This window comes from Candidatus Gracilibacteria bacterium, assembly GCA_041660965.1.
Classification (GTDB): domain Bacteria; phylum Patescibacteriota; class Gracilibacteria; order BD1-5; family JAGOOR01; genus JAGOOR01.
Window position 1 is genome coordinate 79,496 of record JBAZVH010000001.1, and the last position, 26,702, is coordinate 106,197.

General features: G+C 39.9%; 26 protein-coding genes and 1 tRNA gene. 19 read left to right on the top strand and 8 right to left on the bottom strand.

Annotated features, from left to right (window positions below):
- Positions 1 to 10: 10 nt before the first annotated feature.
- The 5 genes from WC753_00440 (at position 11) to WC753_00460 (ending at position 4,529) form a co-directional block, all read left to right on the top strand.
- Positions 11 to 2,281, top strand: coding sequence for a heavy metal translocating P-type ATPase (locus WC753_00440; GenBank protein ID MFA6079936.1), 2,271 nt, complete (start codon positions 11 to 13; stop codon positions 2,279 to 2,281).
- A gap of 12 nt (positions 2,282 to 2,293) precedes the next feature.
- Complete coding sequence (locus WC753_00445; GenBank protein MFA6079937.1) at positions 2,294 to 3,298, top strand: sulfite exporter TauE/SafE family protein; 1,005 nt, start codon at positions 2,294 to 2,296, stop codon at positions 3,296 to 3,298.
- Between the two features lie 24 nt (positions 3,299 to 3,322).
- Entirely contained in the window at positions 3,323 to 3,733 is a 411-nt protein-coding gene (locus WC753_00450; GenBank protein ID MFA6079938.1) for a hypothetical protein, read from the top strand.
- A 64-nt stretch (positions 3,734 to 3,797) separates the two neighbouring features.
- Positions 3,798 to 4,088, top strand: coding sequence for a metal-sensing transcriptional repressor (locus WC753_00455; GenBank protein ID MFA6079939.1), 291 nt, complete (start codon positions 3,798 to 3,800; stop codon positions 4,086 to 4,088).
- A gap of 3 nt (positions 4,089 to 4,091) precedes the next feature.
- Positions 4,092 to 4,529 carry a pyrimidine dimer DNA glycosylase/endonuclease V gene (locus WC753_00460; GenBank protein ID MFA6079940.1) on the top strand — a complete coding sequence of 146 codons (438 nt, stop codon included), beginning with the start codon at positions 4,092 to 4,094 and terminating at the stop codon, positions 4,527 to 4,529.
- Between the two features lie 46 nt (positions 4,530 to 4,575).
- Here WC753_00460 and WC753_00465 read toward each other — a convergent pair whose 3' ends face one another.
- A complete protein-coding gene (locus tag WC753_00465) occupies positions 4,576 to 5,646 on the bottom strand; it encodes a hypothetical protein (protein MFA6079941.1) in 1,071 nt (356 codons plus the stop codon).
- Between the two features lie 68 nt (positions 5,647 to 5,714).
- Positions 5,715 to 7,988, bottom strand: a complete 2,274-nt coding sequence (locus tag WC753_00470) for a tRNA uridine(34) 5-carboxymethylaminomethyl modification radical SAM/GNAT enzyme Elp3 (protein ID MFA6079942.1) — start codon at positions 7,986 to 7,988, stop codon at positions 5,715 to 5,717.
- A gap of 186 nt (positions 7,989 to 8,174) precedes the next feature.
- Between WC753_00470 and secA the strand changes: the two genes are divergently transcribed.
- The 3 genes from secA to WC753_00485 all read left to right on the top strand — a co-directional run bounded on the left by secA (position 8,175) and on the right by WC753_00485 (position 11,779).
- Positions 8,175 to 10,844 carry a preprotein translocase subunit SecA gene (gene secA / locus WC753_00475; protein ID MFA6079943.1) on the top strand — a complete coding sequence of 890 codons (2,670 nt, stop codon included), beginning with the start codon at positions 8,175 to 8,177 and terminating at the stop codon, positions 10,842 to 10,844.
- A 62-nt stretch (positions 10,845 to 10,906) separates the two neighbouring features.
- Positions 10,907 to 10,994 (top strand) — tRNA-Ser (locus tag WC753_00480).
- Between the two features lie 29 nt (positions 10,995 to 11,023).
- The gene (locus tag WC753_00485; protein MFA6079944.1) at positions 11,024 to 11,779 is read left to right on the top strand and encodes a polysaccharide deacetylase family protein; all 756 of its coding nucleotides are present in this window, start codon (positions 11,024 to 11,026) and stop codon (positions 11,777 to 11,779) included.
- Here WC753_00485 and WC753_00490 read toward each other — a convergent pair.
- Positions 11,763 to 12,404: a 6-phosphogluconolactonase gene (locus WC753_00490; protein MFA6079945.1), complete on the bottom strand. Its 642-nt coding sequence runs from the start codon at positions 12,402 to 12,404 to the stop codon at positions 11,763 to 11,765. The two genes, WC753_00485 and WC753_00490, sit on opposite strands and share 17 nt — an antisense overlap.
- A gap of 83 nt (positions 12,405 to 12,487) precedes the next feature.
- Here WC753_00490 and WC753_00495 point away from each other — a divergent pair, with 83 nt between their 5' ends.
- A complete protein-coding gene (locus WC753_00495; protein MFA6079946.1) occupies positions 12,488 to 12,940 on the top strand; it encodes a hypothetical protein in 453 nt (150 codons plus the stop codon).
- A gap of 1 nt (position 12,941) precedes the next feature.
- On the opposite strand, the gene WC753_00500 is transcribed toward WC753_00495, so the two are convergent.
- The 4 genes from WC753_00500 to WC753_00515 all read right to left on the bottom strand — a co-directional run bounded on the left by WC753_00500 (position 12,942) and on the right by WC753_00515 (position 16,313).
- Complete coding sequence (locus WC753_00500) at positions 12,942 to 14,165, bottom strand: hypothetical protein (GenBank protein ID MFA6079947.1); 1,224 nt, start codon at positions 14,163 to 14,165, stop codon at positions 12,942 to 12,944.
- 8 nt (positions 14,166 to 14,173) lie between these two features.
- On the bottom strand, positions 14,174 to 14,443 hold the full coding sequence (locus tag WC753_00505) for a thioredoxin family protein (GenBank protein ID MFA6079948.1): 270 nt from the start codon (positions 14,441 to 14,443) through the stop codon (positions 14,174 to 14,176).
- Positions 14,444 to 14,517: 74 nt separating this feature from the next.
- On the bottom strand, positions 14,518 to 15,018 hold the full coding sequence (locus tag WC753_00510) for a hypothetical protein (protein ID MFA6079949.1): 501 nt from the start codon (positions 15,016 to 15,018) through the stop codon (positions 14,518 to 14,520).
- A 125-nt stretch (positions 15,019 to 15,143) separates the two neighbouring features.
- The gene (locus WC753_00515) at positions 15,144 to 16,313 is read right to left on the bottom strand and encodes a hypothetical protein (protein ID MFA6079950.1); all 1,170 of its coding nucleotides are present in this window, start codon (positions 16,311 to 16,313) and stop codon (positions 15,144 to 15,146) included.
- 56 nt (positions 16,314 to 16,369) lie between these two features.
- On the opposite strand from WC753_00515, the gene WC753_00520 reads away from it, so the two are divergent.
- From WC753_00520 to WC753_00540, 5 genes are all read left to right on the top strand, one after another.
- Complete coding sequence (locus WC753_00520; GenBank protein ID MFA6079951.1) at positions 16,370 to 16,948, top strand: hypothetical protein; 579 nt, start codon at positions 16,370 to 16,372, stop codon at positions 16,946 to 16,948.
- A gap of 31 nt (positions 16,949 to 16,979) precedes the next feature.
- Positions 16,980 to 17,993 (top strand): tRNA-dihydrouridine synthase, encoded by a 1,014-nt coding sequence (locus WC753_00525; GenBank protein MFA6079952.1) that lies wholly within the window; start codon positions 16,980 to 16,982, stop codon positions 17,991 to 17,993.
- 451 nt (positions 17,994 to 18,444) lie between these two features.
- On the top strand, positions 18,445 to 20,361 hold the full coding sequence (locus tag WC753_00530) for a hypothetical protein (protein ID MFA6079953.1): 1,917 nt from the start codon (positions 18,445 to 18,447) through the stop codon (positions 20,359 to 20,361).
- Between the two features lies 1 nt (position 20,362).
- Positions 20,363 to 20,875, top strand: a complete 513-nt coding sequence (locus tag WC753_00535) for a hypothetical protein (GenBank protein MFA6079954.1) — start codon at positions 20,363 to 20,365, stop codon at positions 20,873 to 20,875.
- 22 nt (positions 20,876 to 20,897) lie between these two features.
- Positions 20,898 to 21,083, top strand: a complete 186-nt coding sequence (locus tag WC753_00540) for a hypothetical protein (GenBank protein MFA6079955.1) — start codon at positions 20,898 to 20,900, stop codon at positions 21,081 to 21,083.
- Between the two features lie 93 nt (positions 21,084 to 21,176).
- On the opposite strand, the gene WC753_00545 is transcribed toward WC753_00540, so the two are convergent.
- Positions 21,177 to 21,566 carry a hypothetical protein gene (locus tag WC753_00545; protein ID MFA6079956.1) on the bottom strand — a complete coding sequence of 130 codons (390 nt, stop codon included), beginning with the start codon at positions 21,564 to 21,566 and terminating at the stop codon, positions 21,177 to 21,179.
- Between the two features lie 196 nt (positions 21,567 to 21,762).
- Here WC753_00545 and atpD point away from each other — a divergent pair, with 196 nt between their 5' ends.
- From atpD to WC753_00570, 5 genes are all read left to right on the top strand, one after another.
- Complete coding sequence (gene atpD / locus WC753_00550) at positions 21,763 to 23,160, top strand: F0F1 ATP synthase subunit beta (protein ID MFA6079957.1); 1,398 nt, start codon at positions 21,763 to 21,765, stop codon at positions 23,158 to 23,160.
- A gap of 47 nt (positions 23,161 to 23,207) precedes the next feature.
- Entirely contained in the window at positions 23,208 to 23,624 is a 417-nt protein-coding gene (gene atpC / locus WC753_00555; protein ID MFA6079958.1) for an ATP synthase F1 subunit epsilon, read from the top strand.
- A 181-nt stretch (positions 23,625 to 23,805) separates the two neighbouring features.
- Entirely contained in the window at positions 23,806 to 24,873 is a 1,068-nt protein-coding gene (dnaJ, locus tag WC753_00560; GenBank protein ID MFA6079959.1) for a molecular chaperone DnaJ, read from the top strand.
- A 45-nt stretch (positions 24,874 to 24,918) separates the two neighbouring features.
- Entirely contained in the window at positions 24,919 to 25,143 is a 225-nt protein-coding gene (locus tag WC753_00565; protein ID MFA6079960.1) for a hypothetical protein, read from the top strand.
- A gap of 44 nt (positions 25,144 to 25,187) precedes the next feature.
- A complete protein-coding gene (locus WC753_00570; protein ID MFA6079961.1) occupies positions 25,188 to 26,699 on the top strand; it encodes a PilT/PilU family type 4a pilus ATPase in 1,512 nt (503 codons plus the stop codon).
- The last annotated feature ends 3 nt before the right edge of the window (positions 26,700 to 26,702 follow it).

A 26,702-nucleotide genomic window follows, 5' to 3' on the forward strand; every position in this document is an offset into this window, starting at 1 on the left:
ACTCTATTTTATGAATACCACACTCAAAGTACACGGCATGCATTGCGCCAGTTGTGCCAGCATTATCACAAAAAAAATCTCCAAACTCTCAGGGGTAGAGCATATTGAAGTGAACCCTGGAACAGAAAAAGCTGTACTTAGTTTTGACCCACAAAAAACAAACATAAGCACAATGAACCAAACCCTTGAACCTCTAGGGTATAGCTTCTCTGATACAGAAAACCCTGAAGTAATGAGTATGGGGCATGATCATAGTGGCATGCACGATATGAACCATGAATCTATGGAAGCGGAATGAGAAAAAGTAAAATTTGTACTCCCTATCACATTTCTCATATTTTGACTGATGATGTGGGATATAGCATCCCAGCTCTTTGTAGGGGTGCCCCGTCTTCCCTTGCCCATGGAAACCTTTAATATTATCTCGATGATAGTAGCATCGGTAGTTCTTTTCTGGATTGGAAAACCATTTTTGCTGGGTGTCTCTCGTTTTATCAAGTATCGTGTCGCAAATATGGATACACTGATTGGAATTGGCACACTCACCGCCTATGTCTATAGTGTCATTATTACTCTTTTCCCAGACATACGAGAAGCGTTTCTTTTGCCAGAATATACCTATTTTGATGTCACCATCGTCGTCATCGGTTTTATCACGCTCGGGAAATATCTCGAAGCTCGCTCCAAAAATAAAACAGGTGATGCTATCAAGAAACTTCTCAATTTACAAACAAAAACAGCGCTTGTCATACGAGACAACAAAGAATACGAAATACCACTGGAGGAAGTCGTACATGGCGATATCATCATCGTAAAACCAGGAGCAAAAATCCCAGTCGACGGAATACTCACTGAATGAGAATCTTTTGTCGATGAGTCTATGATTACGGGAGAGCCAATTCCTATGGAAAAAAATATTGGTGATTCTGTCGTCGCTGGTACTATCAATACGACTGGATCATTTCGATTTCAAGCAACAAAAATAGGAGCAGAGACTATGCTCGCTCGAATCATAAAAATGGTGGAAACAGCCCAGGGAAGTAAAGCTCCCATTCAAGCTCTGGCTGATAAAATCTCATCCGTATTTGTCCCGGTCGTGCTCATATTATCATTCCTTACCCTCGGAGCATGGCTCGTCATCGGTACATCCTATCTCGGATTTTCCGCAGCCCTTTCCCTCGGTATTGTCTCATTTGTGAGTATGCTCGTTATTGCTTGCCCTTGTGCTCTCGGACTTGCCACACCAACAGCTATTATTGTATGAGTAGGAAAGTGAGCGCAGGCAGGAATCCTCATAAAAGATGCCGCCACGCTTCAGAAACTTCATAATGTCGATACTATCATTATGGACAAAACAGGGACGCTCACAAAATGAAAGCCAGAACTCACAGCCATACACAATATCTCACAAAAAACAGATGAAGAAATCGTACACATCGTCGCCTCTCTCGAGAAATATTCTGAGCATCCAATTGCAGAGGCCATAGTCTCTTATGCTGAGCAAAAAAATATATCCCTCGTGAGTGTTGAGAATTTTATATCAATCAAAGGAAAGTGACTCCAGGGAAAAGTCGACTGAGAAGAATATTTTGTCGGTAATGCTCGACTCATGGACGATATGAAATTGGCATATGACGTCTCGCTGATTGACCAGGAAACAAAAGAAGGGAAAACTCCTATTATTCTCGCAAACAAAAAAGAAGTTCTTGCGATGATTATGGTAGCCGATACACTCAAATCTGAAACCAAGGATGCCATTACGCAGCTCAAAAAGCTCGGTGTCAAAATCATCATGATGACTGGGGATGCAAAAAATACAGCGGAATATATTGGAAACCTGGTTGGTATTGAAACAATATTTGCTGAAGTGTCTCCGGAAGATAAACTCATGAAAATCCGTGAACTCCAATCGGAGAATCATATCGTCGCAATGGTGGGTGATGGAGTCAATGATGCTCCCGCTCTTGCCCAATCGGATGTCGGAATTGCGATGGCAACGGGAACTGATGTCGCTATTGAAAGTGCTGATATTGCTATTCTCCATGGTGATATCACAAAAATAGTCAAAGCTATTCGTCTCTCAAAAATCACCATGCGAGGCATCAAACAAAATCTCTTCTGGGCGTTTATCTATAATGTGGTAGGTATTCCGCTCGCTGCAGGAGCGTTCTATCCCCTCTTTGGTTGGCTATTAAATCCTATCTTCGCAGGTCTTGCGATGGCATTTTCAAGTGTTTCAGTCGTCTCAAACTCCTTGCGTGTCAAGACTAAAAAACTATAATCCTCTTCTATTATGAAAACACACACCTATCATATAAAATGACTCCACTGTCCTTCATGTAAAATACTTATCGAAGATATTGTCCAGGAACAAGAAGGTATTGTCGGGCAAGTACATATTAAGAAACAAACATTAACATGTGATTGCAAAAATGATGAAACAATCGAAGAAAATATGGCGAGATTATCACCCCTGCTATCTGAACATGGATATGAACTTTCCCAAGAAAAACAGGAAGAAAGTTCAGAAAATAACTGACTTATCTGGCAAGCACTACCAATAGGTCTTGTTATATTGGCACTCTTCTTTGCATTGCAAAAATCAGGTATTCTCAATTTTTCCGTCAATGGTAGCATCACACCGACAACCAGTTTTATTATTGGGCTCATTGCTTCTATTTCTAGCTGCCTTGCCATCGTGGGAGGGCTCATACTCTCGCTCTCAGCACAGATGGGATATAGCGGAACAAAAGGGAAAAGTGCCATTATTCTTTTTCATTCGGGGAGAATACTGTGATTCGCAGTCTTGGGTGGAATACTGGGAATGATCGGAAGTACTATTGGAATTAGTGTGACTTTTTCCTCTATACTCGGACTCATAGCAGCACTTGTAATGATCGTCCTATGACTCAATCTCGCAGGAGTTTTCAAAAAAAGTGCCATCACACTTCCGAGTTCCATCTTTTCATTTTTTAGAAAAGGGGAAGGTATGTTTTCTGGGCCATTACTCATCGGTATCGGAACATTCTTTCTCCCTTGTGGGTTTACTCAATCGATGCAGATATCTGCACTTTCAAGTGGCTCATTTCTCTCGGGCCTCCTGATTATGCTCTTCTTTGCACTTGGGACATTTCCAGTACTCGCTCTTCTCTCATTTGGATCCGCATCATTTGCGAAGTCACGATACGCTCCTCTCTTTTTCAAGTCTGTCGGTATCGTCGTTATCGGTCTCGGAGCTTTCTCTCTCATTACTGGTTTAACAAGTCTCGGCATCATACCACCTATTATCAATTTTTAATTCTTCTTTTTTAATTTTTACTCTATGACTAAAAAATCTCCACCCAATAAGGCACTCTCTATTGTTATAGCTCTCGTCCTCATCGCTATCATCGGTTTCGTGATGATCCAATCCTCTGGATGAAGCGCTACAGGCACCAACACGGCATCAAATGTCGTAATACGTGATGGAGTACAATATATCACCGTTGAGGCAAGAGGGGGGTATTCACCTCGCACCACCATTGCAAAGTGAGGTATGCCAACAAAACTCATCATGAAAACAGACAATACCTATGATTGCTCATCTGCCCTTATCATACGAGCTGCCAATTACAGAGGCATGCTCCCACAAACTGGTGAGACTGAGATCGATCTCGGCACACCAAAAGCTGGCACAAAAGTCCCATGAACCTGCGGAATGGGTATGTATAGTTTTTCTCTATCATTTCAATAAAAGAAATCCTTTCTCTCGCTTCTGCTCTATCTCTATCTCTACTTTCTATCTCTATTCTCTCTCTATGAAAACATCAACCAATCCTGTCCTCAAAAAAAAGCTCCTGCTCGCTGTCAAAAAGACACAAGGCACCCTCGCAAAAGTCACACAGATGATAGAAGAAGACACCTACTGTGCCGACATCGGGCAACAGATAAATGCTGCTCTCGGACTTCTGAAATCAGCGAATATCGATCTCATGAAAAGTCATCTCATGTGTTGCGGGAAAAATGCCCTGATTCATAAAAACCCAAAAGAAGGAGAAAAATTCGTCGAAGAATTTGCTCGTATTTGGGATGTCTCAACGAGGAAATAATCTATGCGCATCTGGTCTCTCCATCCAAAATATCTGGACACAAAATGACTTGTTGCTCTCTGGCGAGAGACTTTGCTGGCAAAGAATGTCCTCACTGGAAATATAAAAGGATACAAAAATCATCCTCAACTCCTGAGATTTAAAAATACAGAGAATCCTCTCAATGCGATTAATCAATATTTATCCGAGGTGTACCACGAAGCATCTCAAAGAAACTATAATTTTAACCGAGAAAAAATAGATTGGAATTTCCAGCCGATAATCCTCACAGTCACACAGGGGCAAGTAGAATACGAGAAAAACCATCTTCTGAAAAAACTCCAAATGAGAGATCCGCAAAAGTTTGAAAAAATAAAAGCTTCCAATGAATTCAGTGCTCATCCGATTTTTGAAGTAGCGGAAGGAGAGATTGAGGAATGGGAAATCATAACTAATCTATAACTTTTAAGTATTCTCTACTATTAGATCAATCTCAAAGTACAAAATATTAGCGCAAGTATGGTGGTGGAGGAAATTTTGGTGGAGGTCACTCCTTTCTCTTATGATTAGGATAATTTTTATAAAAAAAGTCATCTGCATCTTTGATAAATTGATCTAGGTCAGCACGACCCAGCTTTGTGTTTCCCTTGATGGGTATATCTCAAGTTGCAAAGGGATATTTTATGATATATTGAATCTTATCCTTATAAGAATAAAAAAGATTATTAATAGTTGTATCTTGATGAATAAACTCCAAACGGAATAAATAAATCTCAGCAAATCAATCATAATATATTGCCGATTCTATCTCCTGATCATTAAGCCATTTATGTTCTTGATAAAATTTATCGCTAGCATTTTTTAAAGATTCGTCTCTTGAAGCAATGTCTTTCAATAAAAGAGTTTCTTTCCGTTCAAGATAAGAGTTCTTCTTACGTTCACCCTCAAGAATCGAAGAAGCCTGATCATAATTTCCCTGAATACGACTATTTTCATTTTTAAGATGTTTAGCATATCACAAACTTCACAACGCGACTACCGATGTCACCGCGAGTGTATATTTTCTGACAACAGGCAATATTTTTCTAAGCAATGTAGGTTTTTCATTTTTTGATGATCCTATTGTTCCCGATAATTCAGCAATTTTTTCCTGTAAAAAGATAATATAGTCTCTTTTGGACTCCTTTAACTCATCTGCAATTCAAGCAATCTCTTGTTCGAGATAGAGATAGAGAGAGTAAGCTCGTATAGTTTTTTCTCTTTGGTCCTGTAACTCATTTACCCATACGATAAGCTTATCTACTCACAGAAGTTCTTCCTGGGAATTCCGACCATTTTTTGTAGCAATTTCTTGAATTGCTTTCGTCCGACTTTCAATGTCTGAAACAATCTTTGGATTCCCTTTACCATAATCATGATAAACTGAGTACTCTAATAAACTTCATACTGTATTCCTTCCACTTTTTGCAGTAGCAGCCCGGACACGATCAAAATCTGATAATACTCATTGCAGAGCATCTTGAGGATCTCAGTTTAAACCAGCTCCAGTATCAACTCTAGGCATTTCAGCTTCAGGCATAGTATTATTTATTAATAAATAAGTAAATTTACTATATTTATAATTATTACTATGTCAATACTTTTATTCTACAGGTATTTCACCATATACCCCCCTTCGAGCATATATCCGAGTTTCTCAAAATACGGACGTACACCGACACCCGCAATAACGGCTATTTTTTTAATGCTTGGGTATTTTTCTCTGACGATTTTTTCTGCCTCGAGCATCATAGACTTTCCGAGTCACTGGTGCTGAATAGCATCATCAGCTCGTGCTCAGATACCGAGCTGTTCACCAAAGGTATGAATCTCCCGAATCAATGCAGCTCCTTCGAGGACTGGCAAGAAATGCGGTTCATGAGTAAAATACTGTGACGGTATACGCAGACGAAGAAGTGAATAGAGTGTTGCCGCATCATTGCCTCCTTGTGAAAGGAGGTGCCCCGAGCTTGTCGAGCGGGCGGAGGATTGTGAAGATAAAAATCCTCTAATCCATTCCAAAATATCTCGTTCAACACCGTTTGGGTCATCCATGACTTTCAAGTTGTGAAATCTCAGAACAGTAATCCCATATTTCTCCAATTCATCTGTACGTTTTGCGTCGTACCATCGTTGGTCTTCATGGTTATCTCCATCTACCTCGATGACCAATTTAAGTTCCGAGCAATAAAAATCAGCAATATAATTCAGGAGCGGTTTTTGTCTCAGAAATGAATACTTTTTCAGTGTTTTATACTTGAGAATATCATACCACATACGCTTTTCTGCAAGACTTGGATTTTTTCGCATTTCTTTCGCATAGTCTCAGAGCTCGATATTATAGGGGAGATATTCATCAGCATCGGAATAGGCGGATTTTGTATTACACAATCCCCCTGCCTTGCAGGCATCCCCCTTTCACAAGGGGGCTTTATTGGAATATTTTTTTTCACAACCCCCCTGCCCCCCCTTATCAGGGGGGAGTATTGCTCCTTTAGTTTTCTTTTTATCAAAAACAGAGGTGTTTTCCTCAAATGATATCATATAATCCTTTCATTGTGAAGCATCATATTCTCGAGTTACGAGACGAATATCGTCAGTATTAAAGGCCTTTCATTTTACTTCTCGTGAAGCAGTATCTATGAGCTGTCCTCCCCTACTTCTGAGAAGTTCTTCTGCTATTTGTCGGAGGTTGGCGAGATGTGAGCCATGAAGAATCTGATGGGCTGGGATATCACGATAGACACGATTGAGTCGGACATACGGTGGCACCATCTCGAGGAGATCCGCCATGAGCGCTATCAGCGTCTCATCATCGTACGCAGTAAATCCTCCATCGCGCCATATTTGTGTAAGTTCGCTCTTATCTGTCACCATCATCGGATAGATTTTGAGTTCATCTGGACGATAGTCGGGATTTTTAAATATTTCAGCCAGAGAAGAACGATCAATATCAGGAGTTGAGCCAAGAAGATTTGGCATCATATGAGCACAGATTTTAAATCCTGCATCCTTGAGCATTCTGGTCGCTGCGATAGATTCGGCATTGCCATGTCCCCGCTTATTCAGATCGTTAATTCTATCATCCGTCGTCTGATATCCTATCTCCACTCGTGTCACGTCATATGAGCGAAGTCGCTCGATTTCCTCCACATTTATCCAGTCAGGACGAGTCTCGATTTGCATACCGATGACCCGTGAGCGAGACTTCATATTGCGTTCTTTTGCTTCTTCAAGCGTCGCACTTTCTCTCATTTTAAAACCTTGCTTAATCTTAAATTCTGCGAATTTATCAGTACCAGTCGAGGTACCTTCAATAAATGGTTCCAGTTCCTCGTAGGTCGTATGGGCATCGTAAATGGCCTTGATAAACATTTCTTGATACAGCTTCGGATACACAGACCAGGTGCCGCCAATAATTCGCACATCACATTTATCGATACAGTGACCCGTGATACGCAGACTCCGAAGACGATTGTAGACTTGTTTCACTGGATCAAATTCATTCATCTGCGCACGCATCACCGCTGGTTCATCAGGGATATAACTCTTTGGAAGCCCAGCAAATGTCGGACAATAGATACATTTTCCAGGACATCACCAAAATTTCGTCAAAAGAGAAATCACCGCAATACCTGATTGATTGCGCACTCCCCTCTTACGAAATATCCGCTCAACTCGTGGTGACGGAGAGATCCTCGCATCACTCACCATCTCATGATAGCGCTCTATAAAGGCAATGCTCGGAATAGTTTTAGCCAATTTTGTCTGCGCATAAATAGCATTACAGAGCTTTTGAAATGCTGTTTTATCAGTAATGCTCTCGTCTTTTATGACGGCGAAAATGATTTCATCAATAATGTCAGAACTGTGTTTTTCCAAGGAGAAATAGTAAAAATATACTGGTGACAGTATAGAAAAAAGTACTAAAAGTCGAGCAAAAACCAAAAATATATGTAATAAATATAAAATATGAAATAAGTCAATTATTTCAGCTTCAAAATAGGCGGAAATCTCTATACTGAGCGGATTATGGAAGTATTTCTTCCGTGCTATTAATCCCCTTTTATGAGTATTATCTCTTCTCTCTTTGGCGACCCAACTATCAAAGTCCTCCACCGCTATCAAAAAGACCTTCTCAAAATCAAAGAAATAGAAGAAGAATACAAAAAAACGATTGATACCGTCGAGGCAGTCCAGGCAAAAACGCTCGAATTCAAAGAACGTTTTGCACCCATTCGTCTCGCATTTGTGACAGAAAAAGATCGTATCGAAAATGACACTTCCCTCTCCCTCGAAGAAAAAACAGACCAGATAAAACAAAATCATAAAACCTATATTGCTTCTCGAGAAGCAATGGTCCAAGATCTCCGATTTGAAGCACTCGCTCTGCATCGCAGAGCTTGTGAGATTATTTACGATCAAGAATTTACCCTCCCCGATGACAGTAAAAAAGTCTGGAATATGATACCGTTTGATGTACAAATCCTCGGAGCACTGACACTCAATGGAGGCAATATCCCAGAGATGCGAACGTGAGAAGGTAAAACCCTTGTCGCAACTCTCGCCGCCTATTTAAACGCGCTCTCCGGAGATCCAGTCCATGTCGTTACTGTCAATGAGTATCTTTCTCGTCGTGATGCCCAGGAAATGGGTATTATCTATGGTACTCTCGGAATGCGAACTGGAGTAGTCGCCAATGGACAATCTACTTCTCAAAAAAAGGAACAATACAATCATGACATCGTCTACGTGACAAATACTGAGCTGGGGTTTGATTACCTCCGTGATAATATGGCAAGAAGTCTCGCAGACCAGGTGATGTCTCGAAAAGCTTTTGGTATTATCGATGAAGTTGACTCGATTCTTATCGATGAAGCTCGGACACCGCTGATTATTTCCTCGCCTGATAATGAGGCAACTTCAAAATATCTCAAATTCGCTCAAATGGCGAGCAAACTCGAAAAAACAACTGATTATACCCTCGATGAAAAGAGTAAAACCACTGCCCTCACGGATGATGGTATCGCAAAGATAGAGAAGATGCTCGGTATCGAGAGTATTTTTGTCTCAGAGCACTATAATGATCTCCATCATATCGAAAATGCGCTACGAGCGAAGGCCTGTTATATCCGTGATATCGATTACCTCGCTCGTGGTGATGATATCCTCATCATCGATGAGCATACAGGACGTACCATGGAATGAAGACGGTTTAGTAATGGTCTTCACCAAGCCCTTGAAGCAAAAGAAGGTGTCACCATCCAAAAAGAAAGCAAGACGCTCGCAAATATCACCTACCAAAACTTTTTCCGCCTCTATGAAAAACTCTCAGGTATGACTGGTACAGCAAAAACAGAAGAAGAAGAATTTCAAAAAATCTATGGACTCGATGTCGTCCAGATACCCACCAATAAACCGATGATTCGTGATGACAGAGCGGATCTCCTGTTCAAAAATGAACAAGGAAAATTTGCTTTTATCATCAATGAAATAGAAAAAATCCATAAAACCGGTCAACCGATTCTCGTCGGTACTGTCTCTGTCGCAAAATCAGAAATCGTCAGTGATATGCTCACTGCCAAGAAAATACCACATGAAGTATTGAATGCAAAACAAGATGCCCGTGAAGCAGAAATCGTCGGGAAGGCAGGACAAAAATGATCGGTTACCATAGCAACCAATATGGCAGGACGAGGAACAGATATCAAGCTCGGTGAATGAGTCGTGGAGCTCTGAGGGCTCGCTATCCTCGGTACAGAAAAACACGAAACACGTCGTATCGATAATCAGCTTCGTGGACGATCCGGACGTCAAGGAGATCCAGGTATGAGCCAATTTCTCATCTCTCCAAATGATGATATTATGCGTATATTCGGGGGTGATAAACTGTTTTCGATGTTTAACTCTCCTTTCTTCGCAAGTCTCCCAGAAGATGAACCGCTCATACAGAGTAAGACACTGACAAAACGTATCACAGCTATCCAAAAACAAGTCGAGGGGCACCACTTTGATATGCGAAAACATGTCCTCGAATATGATGATGTCATCAATCAGCATCGTTTTATAGTCTACGGGAAACGCCAAAAACTCCTCGAAGATTTTGCAAAAAATGAAACAGCACAATCTGATATTGATCTTGTCATACAAAAAATATTTAGAGAAGAAGCAGAGCGCATGCTGATGCTCCATGATATCGAAGGAAGAATAGATTTTGAAGGATTGAATGCCCCTCTCAGTGAAATGCTCGATAAGGAAATCAAGATAGAAACAGGAGATTTTGAAACAATAAAAGAAGCAATAGTAGCTCTCTGGGAAGAAAAGCGAATAGCTCTCGGAAAGATGTTTGAGGGAAGAAATTTCGACCAATTTCAGAGGGAGATTTACCTCGCAGCAATCGATCAACTCTGGATGGAACATATCGAAAATATGTCTCAGCTCCGGGAAGATGTCGCCTTTGAAGGATATAATCAGAAACAACCCCTCCTCGTCTACCAGGAACGAGCGTATGAGATGTTTGTGAAGATGATGGATGAGATCAATTATCGTGTTGTCCGTGGACTCCTCTCGGCCACACCTCGCACACAAGTACAACAGGTCGAAATCGACCTCAATGACCTCAAGACAATGAGCGCTATCATACCTGAAAATAAGATGAAACAACAAAGCCATCCCCTCATGAGGCAAGCAGGAAATAGTGGCGAAAATGAAGGCATCAAAGTGATACGAGTCAAGTAGTATTCCCGATATTATTTCGCTTGAAAAATACAAATTGTCCCTATACTGCAGACTGCCTGCCTGGAGAGTTCGCATAGTGGCCTAGTGCGCACGCTTGGAAAGCGTGTGTGGGGAAACCCACCAGGAGTTCGAATCTCCTACTCTCCGCCATGTTTCAGTATTATCGATTTGTTCTGTTTATGAGTTTTCTTATTACATTTCTCAGTTCTTTATTTGGGCTTTCTTCGTTTGGTCTCTCAGCAGATACAAAATGCCATACGACAGAATTTACTACCTTGATGTATCATCACATAAGAGATTATTCTGCCCTCGACAGTGCAGCACGTGATATCTCAGTCTCACCAGAAGAATTCAAATCACAGATGAAATTTCTCCATAAAAATGGTTATACAGTTATCACTTCTCGTGATATCCACGAAAACATGGTTCCATGCAAATCTGTTATGATTACGTTTGATGATGGACACTATGATGTAGTAACGCAAGCATACCCTATTATGAAAGAATACGATTTTGTCTGAGTGCTGGGACTCATACTCGCAAGAATAGACGAGTCTGATTACCTTTTCTGATCCGATATTCGTCGTCTCCAAATGGCTGGCTGGGAAATAGCAAGTCACACCTGGCATCATCCCAATCTCTCCGAATTATCAAGAGAGTATATGCCCTATCAGATAGACCAGAGTAAAAAAGATCTCGAAAAATGGTTTCATACTCCTATTTATATTTTTATTTACCCAAAGTGACGCTATACCTATGCGACACTCGACAAAATAAAAACATCTGGTTATAGTTATGCATTTACCACACAAACGGGGAAAACAGATATATCCAAAAAGACTCTTGAGCTGAAGAGGATTGATGTAACACCTGGGATGACAATCGAAATATTTGCACAACTCCTCAAGCCAACGAGCACTATCCCTGAAAAATAATATCAGGATTGAGAAATTTTGCTGGACACTCGATAGGAGTTATCATGGGATTAAGAAAATCTTCAAATGCTTTTTGTTTTTCAGGTCACACAGCAAAAAAAGCAGTATGTGAAATTTTTTGAATGCTTGGAATCGTGAGGGTAATACGCTCAGGTGGCATCTTCGGAGCATCATGGATATGGATATATCCTTCAGATTGTGCCGAAAGTGCTGGATGTCCTGGAAAAAGTGAAGCGATATGTCCATCGGGTCACAGTCAAAAAATCGCTATATCAGGTGTACCTATTATTTCAGAATATTCGAGGGCATTCACTTCAGGCATTCAAAGACAGAGAAATTGGTCTAATGTGAATCAAAGAGGTTTCAAAAATGTCTCCCAAACATACGTATCATTGCGATCTAAGTTATCCGCAGGGACACAGCGCTCATCAACCAAACACCAACGAAGACGAGTGGCATCAATCCTCTTCCAGATATCTACATTTCAGATCACCGAAGCATACCATCCATCTAGGGAATGCCCTCCTGGGAGAGCAATCGTCACAGTTTTTTGTGTACCAAGAAGTGTCTCCAGTGTCGAAAAAAACCAGTCAGTAATATCAGAATAGAGAGCGGTAGTTTTCATAGGTATGATAATAATATTTTTTTTATAAAAACAATTTTTTTACCATTCATTGACTCTATTTGAAAAATACATAAAATATAAAAATGAATCCTTCACCAAAAGCTGGAAAACCAGAAAAAAATCAAGAAAACTGGAGCAAAAAATATATGCATCTTCGTAAGTTGCGTGAAGATACATACCTTTTACTCGAAAAGAGACTCCTAGAAAGGACCATAAATATACTTGATGCAAGTACTGATTTACAAGAAATGATAGAAGATGCATCATCTGGTGATACTCGAGGAGGATCTTGCTATGGAGCGCATATGATAATGGACGAGTTCTATGGTCTCAGATTGGATTATGAAGATTTACCAGATACTGCAGCAACACATATTATCGTCTGAGGTACTGTTGATTTTGAATGTACCCCCTCTATTGATTGTGTTGGAGGCACAATCCAGAGAGTAGTGCAAAGATTATATACTCTACTAAAACCTCGTATTCCTGAAAGAAAAGTAGCATTTAAATTACAACCAAATCCACAAAAAGGATAAACTACCCAAACATCAGAACTTCTGGACGGAATATCAGGAGTACTCCGATGATGAGCATCAAGATTCCTCATACAAGATGCGAATATTTCGTATATTTTGTCGTGATACCAAACGCCTCAAGTGTTACCATAGAGATAATAAACACGAGCAAATCATCTAACATAAAAAAGAAAATGTAGAGCAAGATATAGAGATAGTGTTGAACTGTATTGAGATCATTCAATGCGAGCATTTGTGTAAATATCACTGGCAATCCCGCAGAACAGAGAAGCTCAATAAGGTTTACAGAGAACGCAAGCACGCCCACTCCAACGAGAGCGATAATCATGTTTTTTTCATGAATAATATCCTTGATTTGTTGAGAGATTTTCTTCCGCTTTTTCGGTGAAACAACCTCACATCCGCTATCTCGTGTTTTCCAATACGTATAGACATTCCACCCTCCACCCGCAAGTGCAAAAAACCCAATCGCAGCACGAATTCCAGCGATAAATCCGATAAAGAGCATGACCTGGAGCCATGCAGTGATAAAGAGAAAATACGAGAGCGCCGAAACAAAGATAAAGGCAAAGCCGATGATCCACATCTTGCGTCGATCCTGCATACCGATGAGCATACTGATCAGGAAAATCAATATCCACATCGCGCAAGGATTAAATCCATCAAGCGTCCCCAGTATCACTGTCACAAGAGGGAGGGAAAAATCCTTAAGTTGTACTACTCAGAAGAAAGGAACATCCACCTGCGTACTCGCATCGCCTATTGTTCATTCACTTTTTTTTCATTCTGTGGACGATTGTTTTTCTGCTTCTTCCCTGGATTGAGACTCAAGTACGGGAGCAACTAGATCATTACAAGTATTTGTGAGACAATATCGAATTGCTTCTTCGATTTGTTTTCCTGTCGTCTCGTCATTACCATACCCTACAATTTTTGCATCTCCGATAAGTGTGAGAGGAACGCTATTCACTGGAGTATCGAATCCTTTGACGACTTCTTGAAGAAGTTCACGATTCTGCTTATTTTTCCAGATTTCAAACTGTTGAATGACTAATTTATCCCCGTACTTCTCTTCAAGAGTGGGGAGAAATGCTCGCTCTTTTTCGCAATGAGGACAGCCATCTCACCAAAAAAGATAGAGTCTTGCTACATTATCTTGAGCAAGGACATTTCCAAAAGAAGAAAGAAGAAAGAAGAAAGAAGAAAGAATGATTATTTTTTTCATAGAAAAGATTATAAATTTTTAAGGGGGTCTATTTTTTTGAGGAATTCACTGCGAGATATTTCCCCATGAAATCGAGCTATCTCTTTTCCATTTTTTCCAAAGAAAATAAAGATAGGGAGCTTTCGCAAATCTCCATACGCTTGTACGATTTCTTCATCATCATCGATATCATACGATGTTGTCTCAAGCCATGGATTTGCCACTTCTATATCTCTCCATATCGGCTTCATCACGATACATCCAGCACACCAGACGGCTCATATTTTTACGACTTTCATAAAGATATATTTTAGAATTTCCCCCTATTATTCAAACCATTCCTTCCTATAACTATGACTATTTCTATAACTATCTACTCCTTACAGCAATCAATGACGTCACCTATCAGGGCATTATCGAGTCTCTCTGTGCGTTTTTTGACATCATCTACCTTACCAGTCCCGATATCGAGAACCAATGCCCAAAACATACAGTACGCATCGTAGGATTTTTGAAAAAATGCTTCAGATTCTTTCATTTTACCAGCTCAAAGCTGTTTCGTGCCCACCTCCATCAGGCGCATAGAAGTTGAGAGAAGGTGTTTGCAGGTGCACCATACTTCCCCCTCGTATTCTTTGATAACTTCTTTGAGGAGTGTCTTGCGCATCTCACGAACTTCTTGAAGCATGGTAAGATATTTCGTCTTTCCTGTCTTGTTATAGGTAAAAGCGAGGTGTTCCTCTATACTGATCAGATTCATAATTCCGATGACGAGATCCTGTTCCGTTGAAAGATCAAAATCATCATGTTTCCGAAGTGCATCGACTTTTTCAATGAGTTCATTGAGGGAATATTTTTTTACTTTCTTTTCCATAAATAATAAAAACTAAAAATAAGAAACCGATTTAAACATGGTTATTATCCTCAAATGACAAATATTGCAAAATAAAGAGTAACTAATATGAGGTGACAAAGACAAAAAGATAAGTTTGCAAATCCTTATACTTCCCTGCTTCCTATCGGATACATCTTCAGAATTGGACAATTATCGGTGCAATGAAGCAAATCATTGACTACTTGCCAAGCGGCACGCACACTATCCCAACGCACAAAATATGTCTCATCATGAAGGAGAGCATGTTCGATCAGAGTTTCATACGCGTTATTTTTATTGGCTGACGTTTCTGAAAAGATTCGTTCTGTGCCATCTTGATAGACGATATGTACAGAGCTCTCTTTTCGATCCAGGGCTTTACCAGTTTCGAGGATAATATCTGTCCCGAGCCAACTCGGATGATCCATAGTGAGATGGACCTTGATATACGTCTCCGTGCGAGATTCGGATTTTACACCAGGAGTCTCACGATATCAGATATATTGACCGAGAAGGATATCATGACGAGGATCAAGCAAAAGAGGGGCAACGCTCGATAGGGCATAAAATATATTATCTCTGATATCGTCTGCACGCTCCAAGCAACACGGCATCTTCATCGTGATAATAGCGAGCATCTGCATAAGATGATTTTGGAGAAAATCCCTCGTTGCACCATTTTTATCATAGTAGACACCTCTATCTCCTATGGTCAGAATTTCTCGAGCGGTAATAAAAATAGAGGAAATTCTTTTGTTATACCAATTCTCACCCTGAGAAAGTCTATAATCAAAGAGTTCACGAACAAAAGTTTTTCCTAGATAATGATCGACACGATAAATCTGATGTTCATCAAAATATTTTTGCAATTCTAGATTGAGCAAAATAGCTGTCGCGAGATCATGACCGAAGGGTTTTTCTATCATCAAAATAGATTGGGAAGTATTGAGTCACACTGATGCGATTCCTTTGGCTACAGGAGCAAAATGCTCAGGACTGAGGCAGAGATGATAGAGTATTTCTCCATCGAGAGCTCCGATGGATTCAATCTGTGTCTTGAGCGGGGTATAATCTGTGCTGTCAACATCGATACGCACATAGGAAATAGTCTCCGTGTGATTCAATAAGTCTGGGTATGCAGCAAGAAAATTGCGAAAATCATCGCGTGACCAATCTCGTCGGCCAACACAAATAAGATGGTCATAGACTCATTTTTCAAGGAGTTTTCCAAGAGCTGGAAGCACATAACGAGTTGCGAGGTCACCCGTCGAGCCAAAAAGAACAAAAGTTTTCATAGAGGAGATTATATATAATTTTTTTGATAAAGGAACATTCTTTTTATACTCTCCTCATGGACACTTCTCTTGTGTTGGGAATTATAGGGTCAATATGTGCATTTATTAGTTATATCGTGTATATCCGTGATATACTGCATCGTCACACACGACCTCATGCCTTCTCATGGCTCCCCTGGAGTATTTTAGCGATCCTAACAGCTATTATCCAGTTACAACATAATGCTGGTTGGTCTGCAATAATTACATTGATAGGATGAATATCTATGGCGTGAATCTTTCTACTTTCACTAAAATATGGTGTATCGGAAATGGACAAGAAAGATTGGATACTGCTCTGTATAGCTCTTTTGATTTTAACTTTCTGGATTTTCACAAAAGAAGGATTCATATCTATACTCTTCATCTGTCTTATTGATACTATAGCATATTATTTTACCTGGAAAAAATCCTACAAAAAGCCCTATGAAGAAAATATACTCTCATATTTTCTCTGGACTTTTAGTTTTTTATTTTCGTTGTTAGCAGTAGAAACCTGGATTCCAGTAAATTGGGTATATCCTGCATTCCTCTTATGTACTGAATGAAGTTTTACGCTTTTTCTCTTTTGGAGATGAAAAGTAATCAAACAATAATCCTTCTTTCTTCTTTCTTATTTTTTCTATTGTGTCCTGGATAACTGATCTTACTTCTCAAAAAAAACCTATTGTGGCCCTCGCTCCGATGGATGGATACTGCGATAGTGCTTTTCGTGCTATTTGTAAAAAAGTTGCGCCAGAGACTGTGGTCTTTTCGGAGTTTTATAGTGCTGATGGGCTCTTTCATAATCCAAAACTCGCAGAAAAAGTGCTCACCCATGACCCGATAGAGCATCCACTTATTTTTCAAATATTTGGAAATAATCCTGACACCTTTCTTGCAGCTGGGAAACTGATTGAGTCCTATGGTGCCCAATGAGTCGATATCAATATGGGATGTCCTGCAAAAAAAGTCGTAAAATGTGGTTATGGTTCAGGATTGATGATAGACCAAGATCGCGCAATGAAAATTGTAAGTATTTTAGCCGAAAACCTCAATATCCCAGTGAGTGTCAAAACACGACTTGGATGGACCAATGCTGATGAACTTATCGAATTCTGACAGGCACTTCAAAATGCTGGCACACAGCTTATCACCGTTCACGGTAGGACTTTTCAACAAGAATATACCGGTGAGGCGAATTGGGAACCTATTTATGAACTACAAAAAACTCTCACAATACCCGTGCTCGGAAATGGAGATTGCAAGAACTATAACGATGGAATCCAAAAAATACAAGTGCCATGTAACGAGTGACGAGAAATGACTACAAACTCTGAACTTGGAACTCTGAACTTGGAACTTGCTTTAGCTGGCTTTATGATTGCTCGAGGAGCACTTGGAAATCCTTGGTGCTTTCTCCCTGATAATTATGTGCCAACCTGGAAAGAGAGGATTACGGTAATGGAGGAACATATGCAGAGAATGATACTCACAAAATGAGAACAAAGATCCTGCCTTGAAATTCGTAAACATTTCGTACACTATTTACACGGTTTCGATGGCGTAAGAGAATATCGGAAACGGCTTGCCTCTCTGACGAGTCTTCACGAAGCTGAGACGATACTTGATGAACTCAGTCAAATCACCGATATTAGATAAAAAATCCTTCCTATTACTTAGACTTTGTCTTAGTCCAAATTTTAATCTCTAATTCTCTTCTAAAATGTATACCCGGGTTTTTGTGTCACTGATGACTGTCCTCTGTATCTTTGGTCTTATCGCGAGTTCCATACTCTATTATGGATTTGACCCGACATATTACCCTGCGCTATCGGTCACGATGATGTCTATATCACTTTTACTCGGATTCTGATCACTCATGGGGCTGATAATCTTGGGAGTGAAAAAAATTATGAGAAGAGGGTATATTTACCCTATGGATGCTTTTCGATCTTTTCGTCACGGTCTCCTCTTTATGCTCCTGATATTATGACTCTTTTTGGTGTATATTTATGGATCATTTAATTTTTTGACAAGTTTTTTACTGATTTGTATAGTCTTTTTATTGGAACTTATATTGACGAAAATGGAAGATTCGTAAACTAAAAATATGCACGCTGTTTATATACAACATTTATCAGACGTTCTCTCCAAAGAAACCCTTTCTTCGTCTGTACAAAAAGATACCAAAAACACTCTCGTTTGTGTGTGTCATACGGCTCACTCGACCCTCACTGATGCGCTCCATAGATATTGCAATGACACATTTCTTGCCTACGAGATAAATGAACAAGATCCCGTTGTGACTTTTACAGAAATATTAGAACATCTCAATGCTCATCTCGATGAGCTCTCTGCAACGCACAAAAAGTCTGACATATCTCTGTTTATTGGACTCATTTCAGACAATCATATTCATTTTTCCATGTTTGGGAAAAATCTCACTGGTATGCTCGTATCACCCAAAAATACAGAAGATATATTTCAATGAATGGATAATCATGAGGGGCATTTCACCTATGATTCTCATGGGGAAATACAGCTTAATGAGTCTATCTATGTGTTCGCTCCAAAGATTGACCTCCATATCGTACAACAAGAATCCAAAACACTCGATCATCTCAATATCGGCAAACGATGTGAGCTCTTGGCTGAACGTGTAGAAAGGAGTAATCACGACAAAGGCATCATTCTCGCGATATGACGTGAAGAAGATGAAGAACGAACCGCATGGAAACCTGAGAAGATCACACCGCTCTCTCATAAGATTACTGCCGTGTTTGAAACAAACACAAAAAACATGAACGATAAAATACAGTGAGTTTTCCGCTCTTTGAGTGATAAGGCACAAAATTGGATGCTGATCTCTGGACTTCTTGTCAGTATAATACTTCTCTATATTATTCTCTCTGGGCTCTTGAAATCACAGTATGCAATTTTTGTACCACAAAAGTACAAAGACATCCTCGCAGAAGCACGAGTCGAGATGACCAATGCTTCAAAAGCACTCGATAAGCCAGAACAATTCTGACCAGCGATAGTACGTACACGTGAGCTCTTACAACAAGTAAAAAGTAAAAATGTCTTACAAGTCGATGTCGAACAAATCGAAAAAGAACTTGCTGTACTAGAAAAAAGTATTAATAAAGTCATCTCTCTTACTCCAGAGCAATACAAAAAGGTATATACTTTTTCGAATGGTACTGAATCACTTCCCTTTTGAATGTACGTCGCCGATAAAAAACTCTTTTTTGTGACACAAAAAAGTGTCATAGGACCCTATGTGGAAGGTCAGGCAACAAAAGAATCCACACTCCCAGAAGGTGCTTCTTCCCTCTCCTCAGATATAGATGGTGACGGACGTATCTATATCACAACAGATAAAGATAAAATCTATCTCTTCGACAAAGGCACTCTTACCTCTCTCGGTGTACAACAAGTATGAGGATGGGACAAAAGTAGTGATATCAGCGTCTATAATTCAAATATCTACTTGCTCTCAAGCGACAAAAGACAAATCTACAAACATAGAAAACAGTCCGAGAATATGTATACTGGAAAATCACTCGTTATCACGCCAGAGACGCAGACAAGCCCTATTATCAATATGGATATCGATGGAAGCGTCTGGCTCCTTTCTGGCACAAATAGTATCAAGACAGAGAAGATTTTGACAGCTCCAAAGTATGAAAGACGGGGTATCGTGATGAACAATCTCGGCATCAATACATTTGTCAATACAGATCCTTCTGTCACAAAGATTTATGCTGATCCATCCTATCAAGAGGTTTATATCCTCGCGGATAATCGAATATGGATTTTTGTCCCAAATTCCAAACGCTTTAGCGATGTCAAATCACTTTCTTATATAGGACAAATCGATGTCCAAAATATCATCATCAGCGATATAGTCATCCAGCAATCTGGTGATGTACGTGAGATATTTTTCTGAAGTCCAAAAAGTGATATCTACTCTACAAAATTTTCCGTCACAGATAACAAGATTCATATTTTCCCAAACAATTAGTATGATATATCCTCTTGAGGCTATAGTCCTCAAAAAAAATCGTATTGATGAACACAGATGGGTCATCTCATGTTTTTCGAGTGAGTATGGAAAAATAGATATATTCCACGGTGAAACCAAAGGAAGCCCAAAACTAGATACGCTCACACATTTTACGGGACGTATTATAACCAAAGAAAAAAATACTCTCTCCCAGATATATACCCTTGAGTCTTTTACACCCTGTGAAACCTATGAAATCTATGATATCGCTGGATGGAGCGTCTCTGTACTCTACGCGCTTCTTCCTCATTGACTCCCCTATCCAAAACTCTTTCAGCTCCTCAAATCTATCCTCCAAAAAGATACGGCAACTCTCAGTGATTTTTTTATATTTCTTCTGCAGACCTGTAGAGACTTTGGAATTACACGATGTGACATCACAGAATACGCCCTCCGTCTTCAAGACAGAGGAGAGCATAAGAAGATACGTGAAGATATTGAGCGATGGGTCCATGCATACCAAGTATCATAAATTATATTTTATCTCCTTTTTTATGAAAAACACCACAATATTGATCATATTTGTAGCCATCAGTACTCTCGCTTTCGTCGGATGTGGACAGACCACAAAAAGCCCTGTAGATACAGTAGAAAAAGTCGATGCAGAAACACTCCAAAAACAAGCTGTCTTTGATCAAGCGATGATAGAACAATCAAGGAATACACAATCAAAAAAATAAATATTGAGAAAAGTGAAAAATCTCAATAGAATCCCGTAACGAGTAAAGTACCTCCACAAGGATTTTACCCAGAGAATTTAGCAAAGCTCATTTTTATGATATTGTTATTTTTAGCTCTTTTCTTAGTAAAAAAAGGACATGCTCAGGATGAATTGTCTCACCTTCGATAACATTTTTCACTTCATCAATTACAGAAGCACTGAGTGCTAAAAATTGCTCTCCTGAAGGATCACGACATGCCAAAATAAGTCTTTCTCGTTCTGGAAGACCCATGAGCTTATAGACAATAAAACGTTCACTATCTGTAATGGCAGATTCTTGAATATTTGGTGTTTTTGGAAGGGGAGAAGCCAACTTTGTAACCTGATCGGCCGTACGTGGTATATGTTCCCAAGGATCTTCTGGAACTTGTGGTGGAACGGGATTCCGTTTTTCCCATTTTGGTACAGGATCATAAGGACCTCTATAAACTTGGTGTTTCATAAAAAAAACAAAGTTTAAATATTACTGTGAAATTATTATAGCATATATAGTATTTAGTCAATATTATTTTCTGTGCTGGAGGAAAAATTTGCATTTATAAGACTTCTTTTTATAATCCCCGCATCTCTTTTTGACAATGCTTTTTTAGAGTGCAAAACAAAGCAATGAACTTTATTTATCCTTTATTTATCTCTTTATGCATACAGGCAAGATCAAATCCATCATCGGTGTCGTGATCGATGTAGAATTCTCAGATGGTTATATCCCAAATATCTATGACGCGCTCGAAGTACAGGATGAAAACCGGATTATCCTCGAAGTCCAACAACAGCTCGGAGATGGTGTCGTACGAACTATTGCTATGAACCCCGTGGACGGTCTCCAGAGAGGAACAGATGTCAAAGCTCTTGAGTCCCCTATTATGGTACCTGTTGGTGAAGGTACACTTGGGCGAATGTTTAACGTCCTCGGCCTCCCTATTGATGAAAAGCCAGCTCCACATACTGAAAAGAAGCTCCCTATCCACCGTGCAGCTCCAGCATACGAAGAACTCACAACACAAGCAGAGATTTTTGAAACAGGGGTTAAAGTTATTGACCTCGTCGCTCCTATGCTCAAAGGAGGAAAGGTAGGACTTTTCTGAGGAGCATGAGTCGGTAAGACCGTTATTATGCAAGAATTGATCCACAATATCGCGTCAGAACACGGAGGATACTCTGTTGTGGCGGGTGTTGGAGAGCGAACTCGCGAAGGAAATGACCTCTACCACGAAATGAATGATTCAGGTGTTATCGATAAAACCGTGATGGTCTTCGGACAAATGAATGAGGCACCTGGTCCTCGTGCTCGTGTAGCTCTGACGGGTCTCGCAATGGCTGAATACTTCCGTGATGAAGAGCATCGTGATGTCCTTCTCTTTATTGATAATATTTTCCGATTTACACAAGCTGGTTCTGAGATTTCTGCCCTTCTCGGTCGTATCCCTTCAGCAGTAGGGTACCAACCAACCCTTGCAACAGAGATGGGTACTCTCCAAGAACGAATCGCTTCAACAAAAAATGGTTCTATCACGTCTGTACAAGCAGTATATGTACCAGCCGATGACCTCACAGATCCTGCTCCTGCAAACACCTTTGCTCACCTCGACTCAACTGTCGTTTTGAACCGTAGTATTGCCGAGCTCGGTATCTACCCTGCTGTAGACCCTCTCGACTCTACTTCTACCGTCCTCACGCCTCGTGTCGTCGGTGAAGATCATTATGATACTGCTCGTGCTGCTCAGAGAATCCTCCAGAGATACAAAGAACTCCAAGATATCATCGCCATCCTCGGTATGGATGAGCTCTCAGAAGATGATAAACTCGCTGTTTCTCGAGCTCGTAAGATTCAGAGATTCTTCTCACAGCCATTCTTCGTCGCAGAACAATTCACTGGTACGCCAGGTGTCTATGTAAAACGTGAAGATACAGTCAAAGGATTTGCTATGATCGTCGCTGGTGAACTCGACCATATCCCTGAAAAATACTTCCTCTACAAAGGGTCTATCGAACAAGTAATTAAGGATTTTGAGGAAAGTAGAAAAGAAGTTAAATAAAGTCCATCTTTATTCTTTTTTCTTTCTTCTTTTTTATCTAGCATCATATGCTCTTCTCTCTTATCTCCACCACCCGAAAAGTTCTCGACACCATCGAGATTGATTCTGTCACTATTCCTACCATACAAGGAGAAATACAGGTACTCCCCCACCATCTCCCTGTCCTCGGAGTCACAAAACCCGGTATTCTTAAAGTCGTAAAAGCTGGCACGAAAGAACCAGAAACATATGCTCTCGGATCTGGCATCTATGAAGTCGATGCTGAGGGGATACGAATTATCGCTGATATGGTAGCCAAAGATTCTGAAATAAATCATGAAGACATCCAAAAGAAAAAGGAAGAAGCAAAACAGTTTATGACACAAGCGCAAAAAGACTGACTACACAATACAGCAGAATACCTCGCCGCAGAAGAAAACTATCTCAAACAGACCGCTCTCGAACAACTCGCAAAGAAAAATTAAACAATTCCCCCATCTCCGTCATCCTCGTGCAAATGAATTCATTTGCGAAGCAAGGAATGAGTGCGACACGGGGATCCATATAATCCAAGGAGTCCTTTTACCTGGATCCTGAAACAAGTTCAGGATGACGGAGAATTAAATTTTTCTTGCCAAAAACCAAAAAACCATACAATCCTCTCGTATGAGTAAAGACTATTATTCCGTCCTCTGAATCGAACGAAATGCCTCCGCTGAAGATATAAAAAAAGCGTATCGAAAAAAAGCAATGGATCACCACCCAGATAGACATGGTGGCGATGCTGAGAAAGAACAAGAATTCAAAACAATCAATGAAGCGTATGCTGTTCTCTCGGATTCCAGCAAAAAAACTCGTTATGACCAATTTGGCTCTGCTGATGGAGGTGGATGATTTGGTGGAATGGGTGGATTTGATTTTGGCGATATCAATGTTGAGGATATTTTTTCATCCGTTTTTGGAAATATGGGATGATTTGGTCGTCAGCAACAAACCAGAAGGGATGAAAGTGGGGAGGATATACAATATGACCTAAAAATCACATTTGCTGAGAGTTTTTCTGGAATAAAAAAAGATATTTCTTTCGATCGTATGACCAATTGTGAAACCTGTGATGGTCACGGAACAAAAGACGGAAAAGAGCCAAAAACCTGTACTCAGTGCCGATGATCTGGTTATGTAACAAAAGCAACTAGAAGCATCTTTGGTATGATGCAACAAACAGTTATTTGTGTGGAATGTCATGGGGAATGAAGTATTATCGAGCATCCATGCTCAGAATGCCACGGAAAACGTCGTATCAAGAAAAAAGTATCACAAATAGTCGAGATACCAGCTGGTATCGATGATGGTATGACTATTCGAATGAACAATGAGGGGCACGCAGGAAAACATAATAATGGTGATCTCTATATAGTTTGTCATGTCGAACAGTCACAAGATGGTCTCTTGCGACGGGGCAATGATCTCCATAGTACTGTGAAAATAAGCCCAGCAGAAGCGGTTTTATGAGTCAATAAAAAGGTCCGCTTCCCTCTTCTCGGAGAACGAGAAATCAGAATAGCGGCTGGTACCCAGCATGGGAAAAAAATACAACTCACGAGCGAATGAATGCCTATAATTGGAAAAAAATGACATGGAGATCTCATTATCACTCTCGTAATACTCATTCCCGAAAAAATCTCAAAAGCTGAAAAAATCCTCTACGAAAGCATCAAAAAAGCAGAAAAGTAAGAATCTCTTGAAATTTGAAAAAAATACGTGTATACTGTGAGCATAATGCACAATATTCTCTCAACATTTTTTCAAAAAAAGAAACAATCCTGGTACCATATCCTCTCTGCCAGTCTGATTATCATCTATTGGTGGGGATTGTGGAATATTCTCGACTTTCTCTTTCTTGGCGCAGAATTATCTCTCCATAAACTCGTCACACTCATTACCATTGATCTTATCAGTATTACCGCATTGATATTCCTCGATTTCGACCTCTCTGAATTATAGTGATTTTATTTGTATTTCAGAAAAAAGTATGCTAAAATGCTTGTATGGAATACACTCAAACAAGTATTTGACACAAAGAAGGTGTCCTGATCATTACAGGGATTGGAATTTTAGATGACAAGACGTCTCCTCCTATTTTTGCTGAGATTTTAAAATACACCCATGAAGCCCCTCAAATTGTCATTTGTGACCTCACAAAGACAGAGTGAGTGAAAACTGCTTTTTTGAATGGACTACTCGTGGTGCAAAAATATTTGGAAAAATCTGGCTGAGATATCGTGATTGTACGAGGAGACGCAGGCGACGTATTAGAAATAACTGGTATTTCCAAAAAAGTACAAACATTTGATACGCTCGAAAATGCGCTTTCATATTGTAGAAAACACTTTCCGCATGTCATCGATTTCGTGTTGACACAAAAAAACAAAAATGATATCTCTACTGTCTTGGCAGACGTAAAAAGTGAAGAAAAGTGGTCGTTTTTTATGGATGAAGCAAAAACAATACCAAATGTCAATAAAATACTTGAGTATTCTATTGTGACAAATGCTTCTGACATCCACCTACACACAGGAAAGCATATTACCTATCGAGTCGAGGGTATTCTCATACCACTCACCGAAGAACCAGTGTTGACAGAAAAACATATCGACGATATCAAAAATGTATTTTTAAGTGTTCACCCAAAAATAAAGAATGATCTGGAAACTCAACATGATGCGGATTTTTGATACATTTCGGAAAAAAACCAGGTTTCATTTCGTGTGAATGGTTTTTGGTCACTTGGAAAACTGGGTTTTTCTCTCAGAAGAATCGAAAAAAAGGCAAAAAACTGTGAAGATCTATGACTGCCGAAAAGTATCGAAAAATTTATACATGCTAAGCAATGACTTGTACTGATTACAGGTCCCACTGGATCAGGTAAATCAACAACACTTGTCGCCATGCTTGAGGAAATAAATAATTTACGTTGAGATAATATTATCACCATCGAAGACCCCATAGAATTTATCTTTACGGATAAAAAATCAAACTTCTCTCAGAGAGAAGTGGGGAGAGATACCCATTCATTTTCTACAGCTATCCGAGCTGCTATGCGAGAAGATCCGGATATTGTCGTCATAGGAGAAATGCGCGATGCAGAAACAGTAGAGTCAGCTCTCAACCTGGCAGAAACTGGTCATCTCGTATTTTCCACGCTCCACACATCATGAAGTGTACAGACTATTAGTCGTATTATACAATTTTTTACTGCAGAACAGCAAAGGCAGATATACTGACGTCTCGCGGATAGTCTTCTCGGAGTCCTCTCTCAACGTCTCCTGATGCGAAGAGATGGAACAAGAAAACGTATCGCAATATTTGAATTGATGCTCCTGAATCCAGGTATAAAAAATCTCATACGATCCGGAGATATGTGACAAATGACCAATGCTATCGAAAATGGTCGTGCAGAAGGTATGATACCTATGTACCTCCATGCACAAGAATTAGAGAAAAGGGGCATTATTCAAAAAGAAGATTATGAATGATTTTTTACCAACCAAGATATCTAAAAC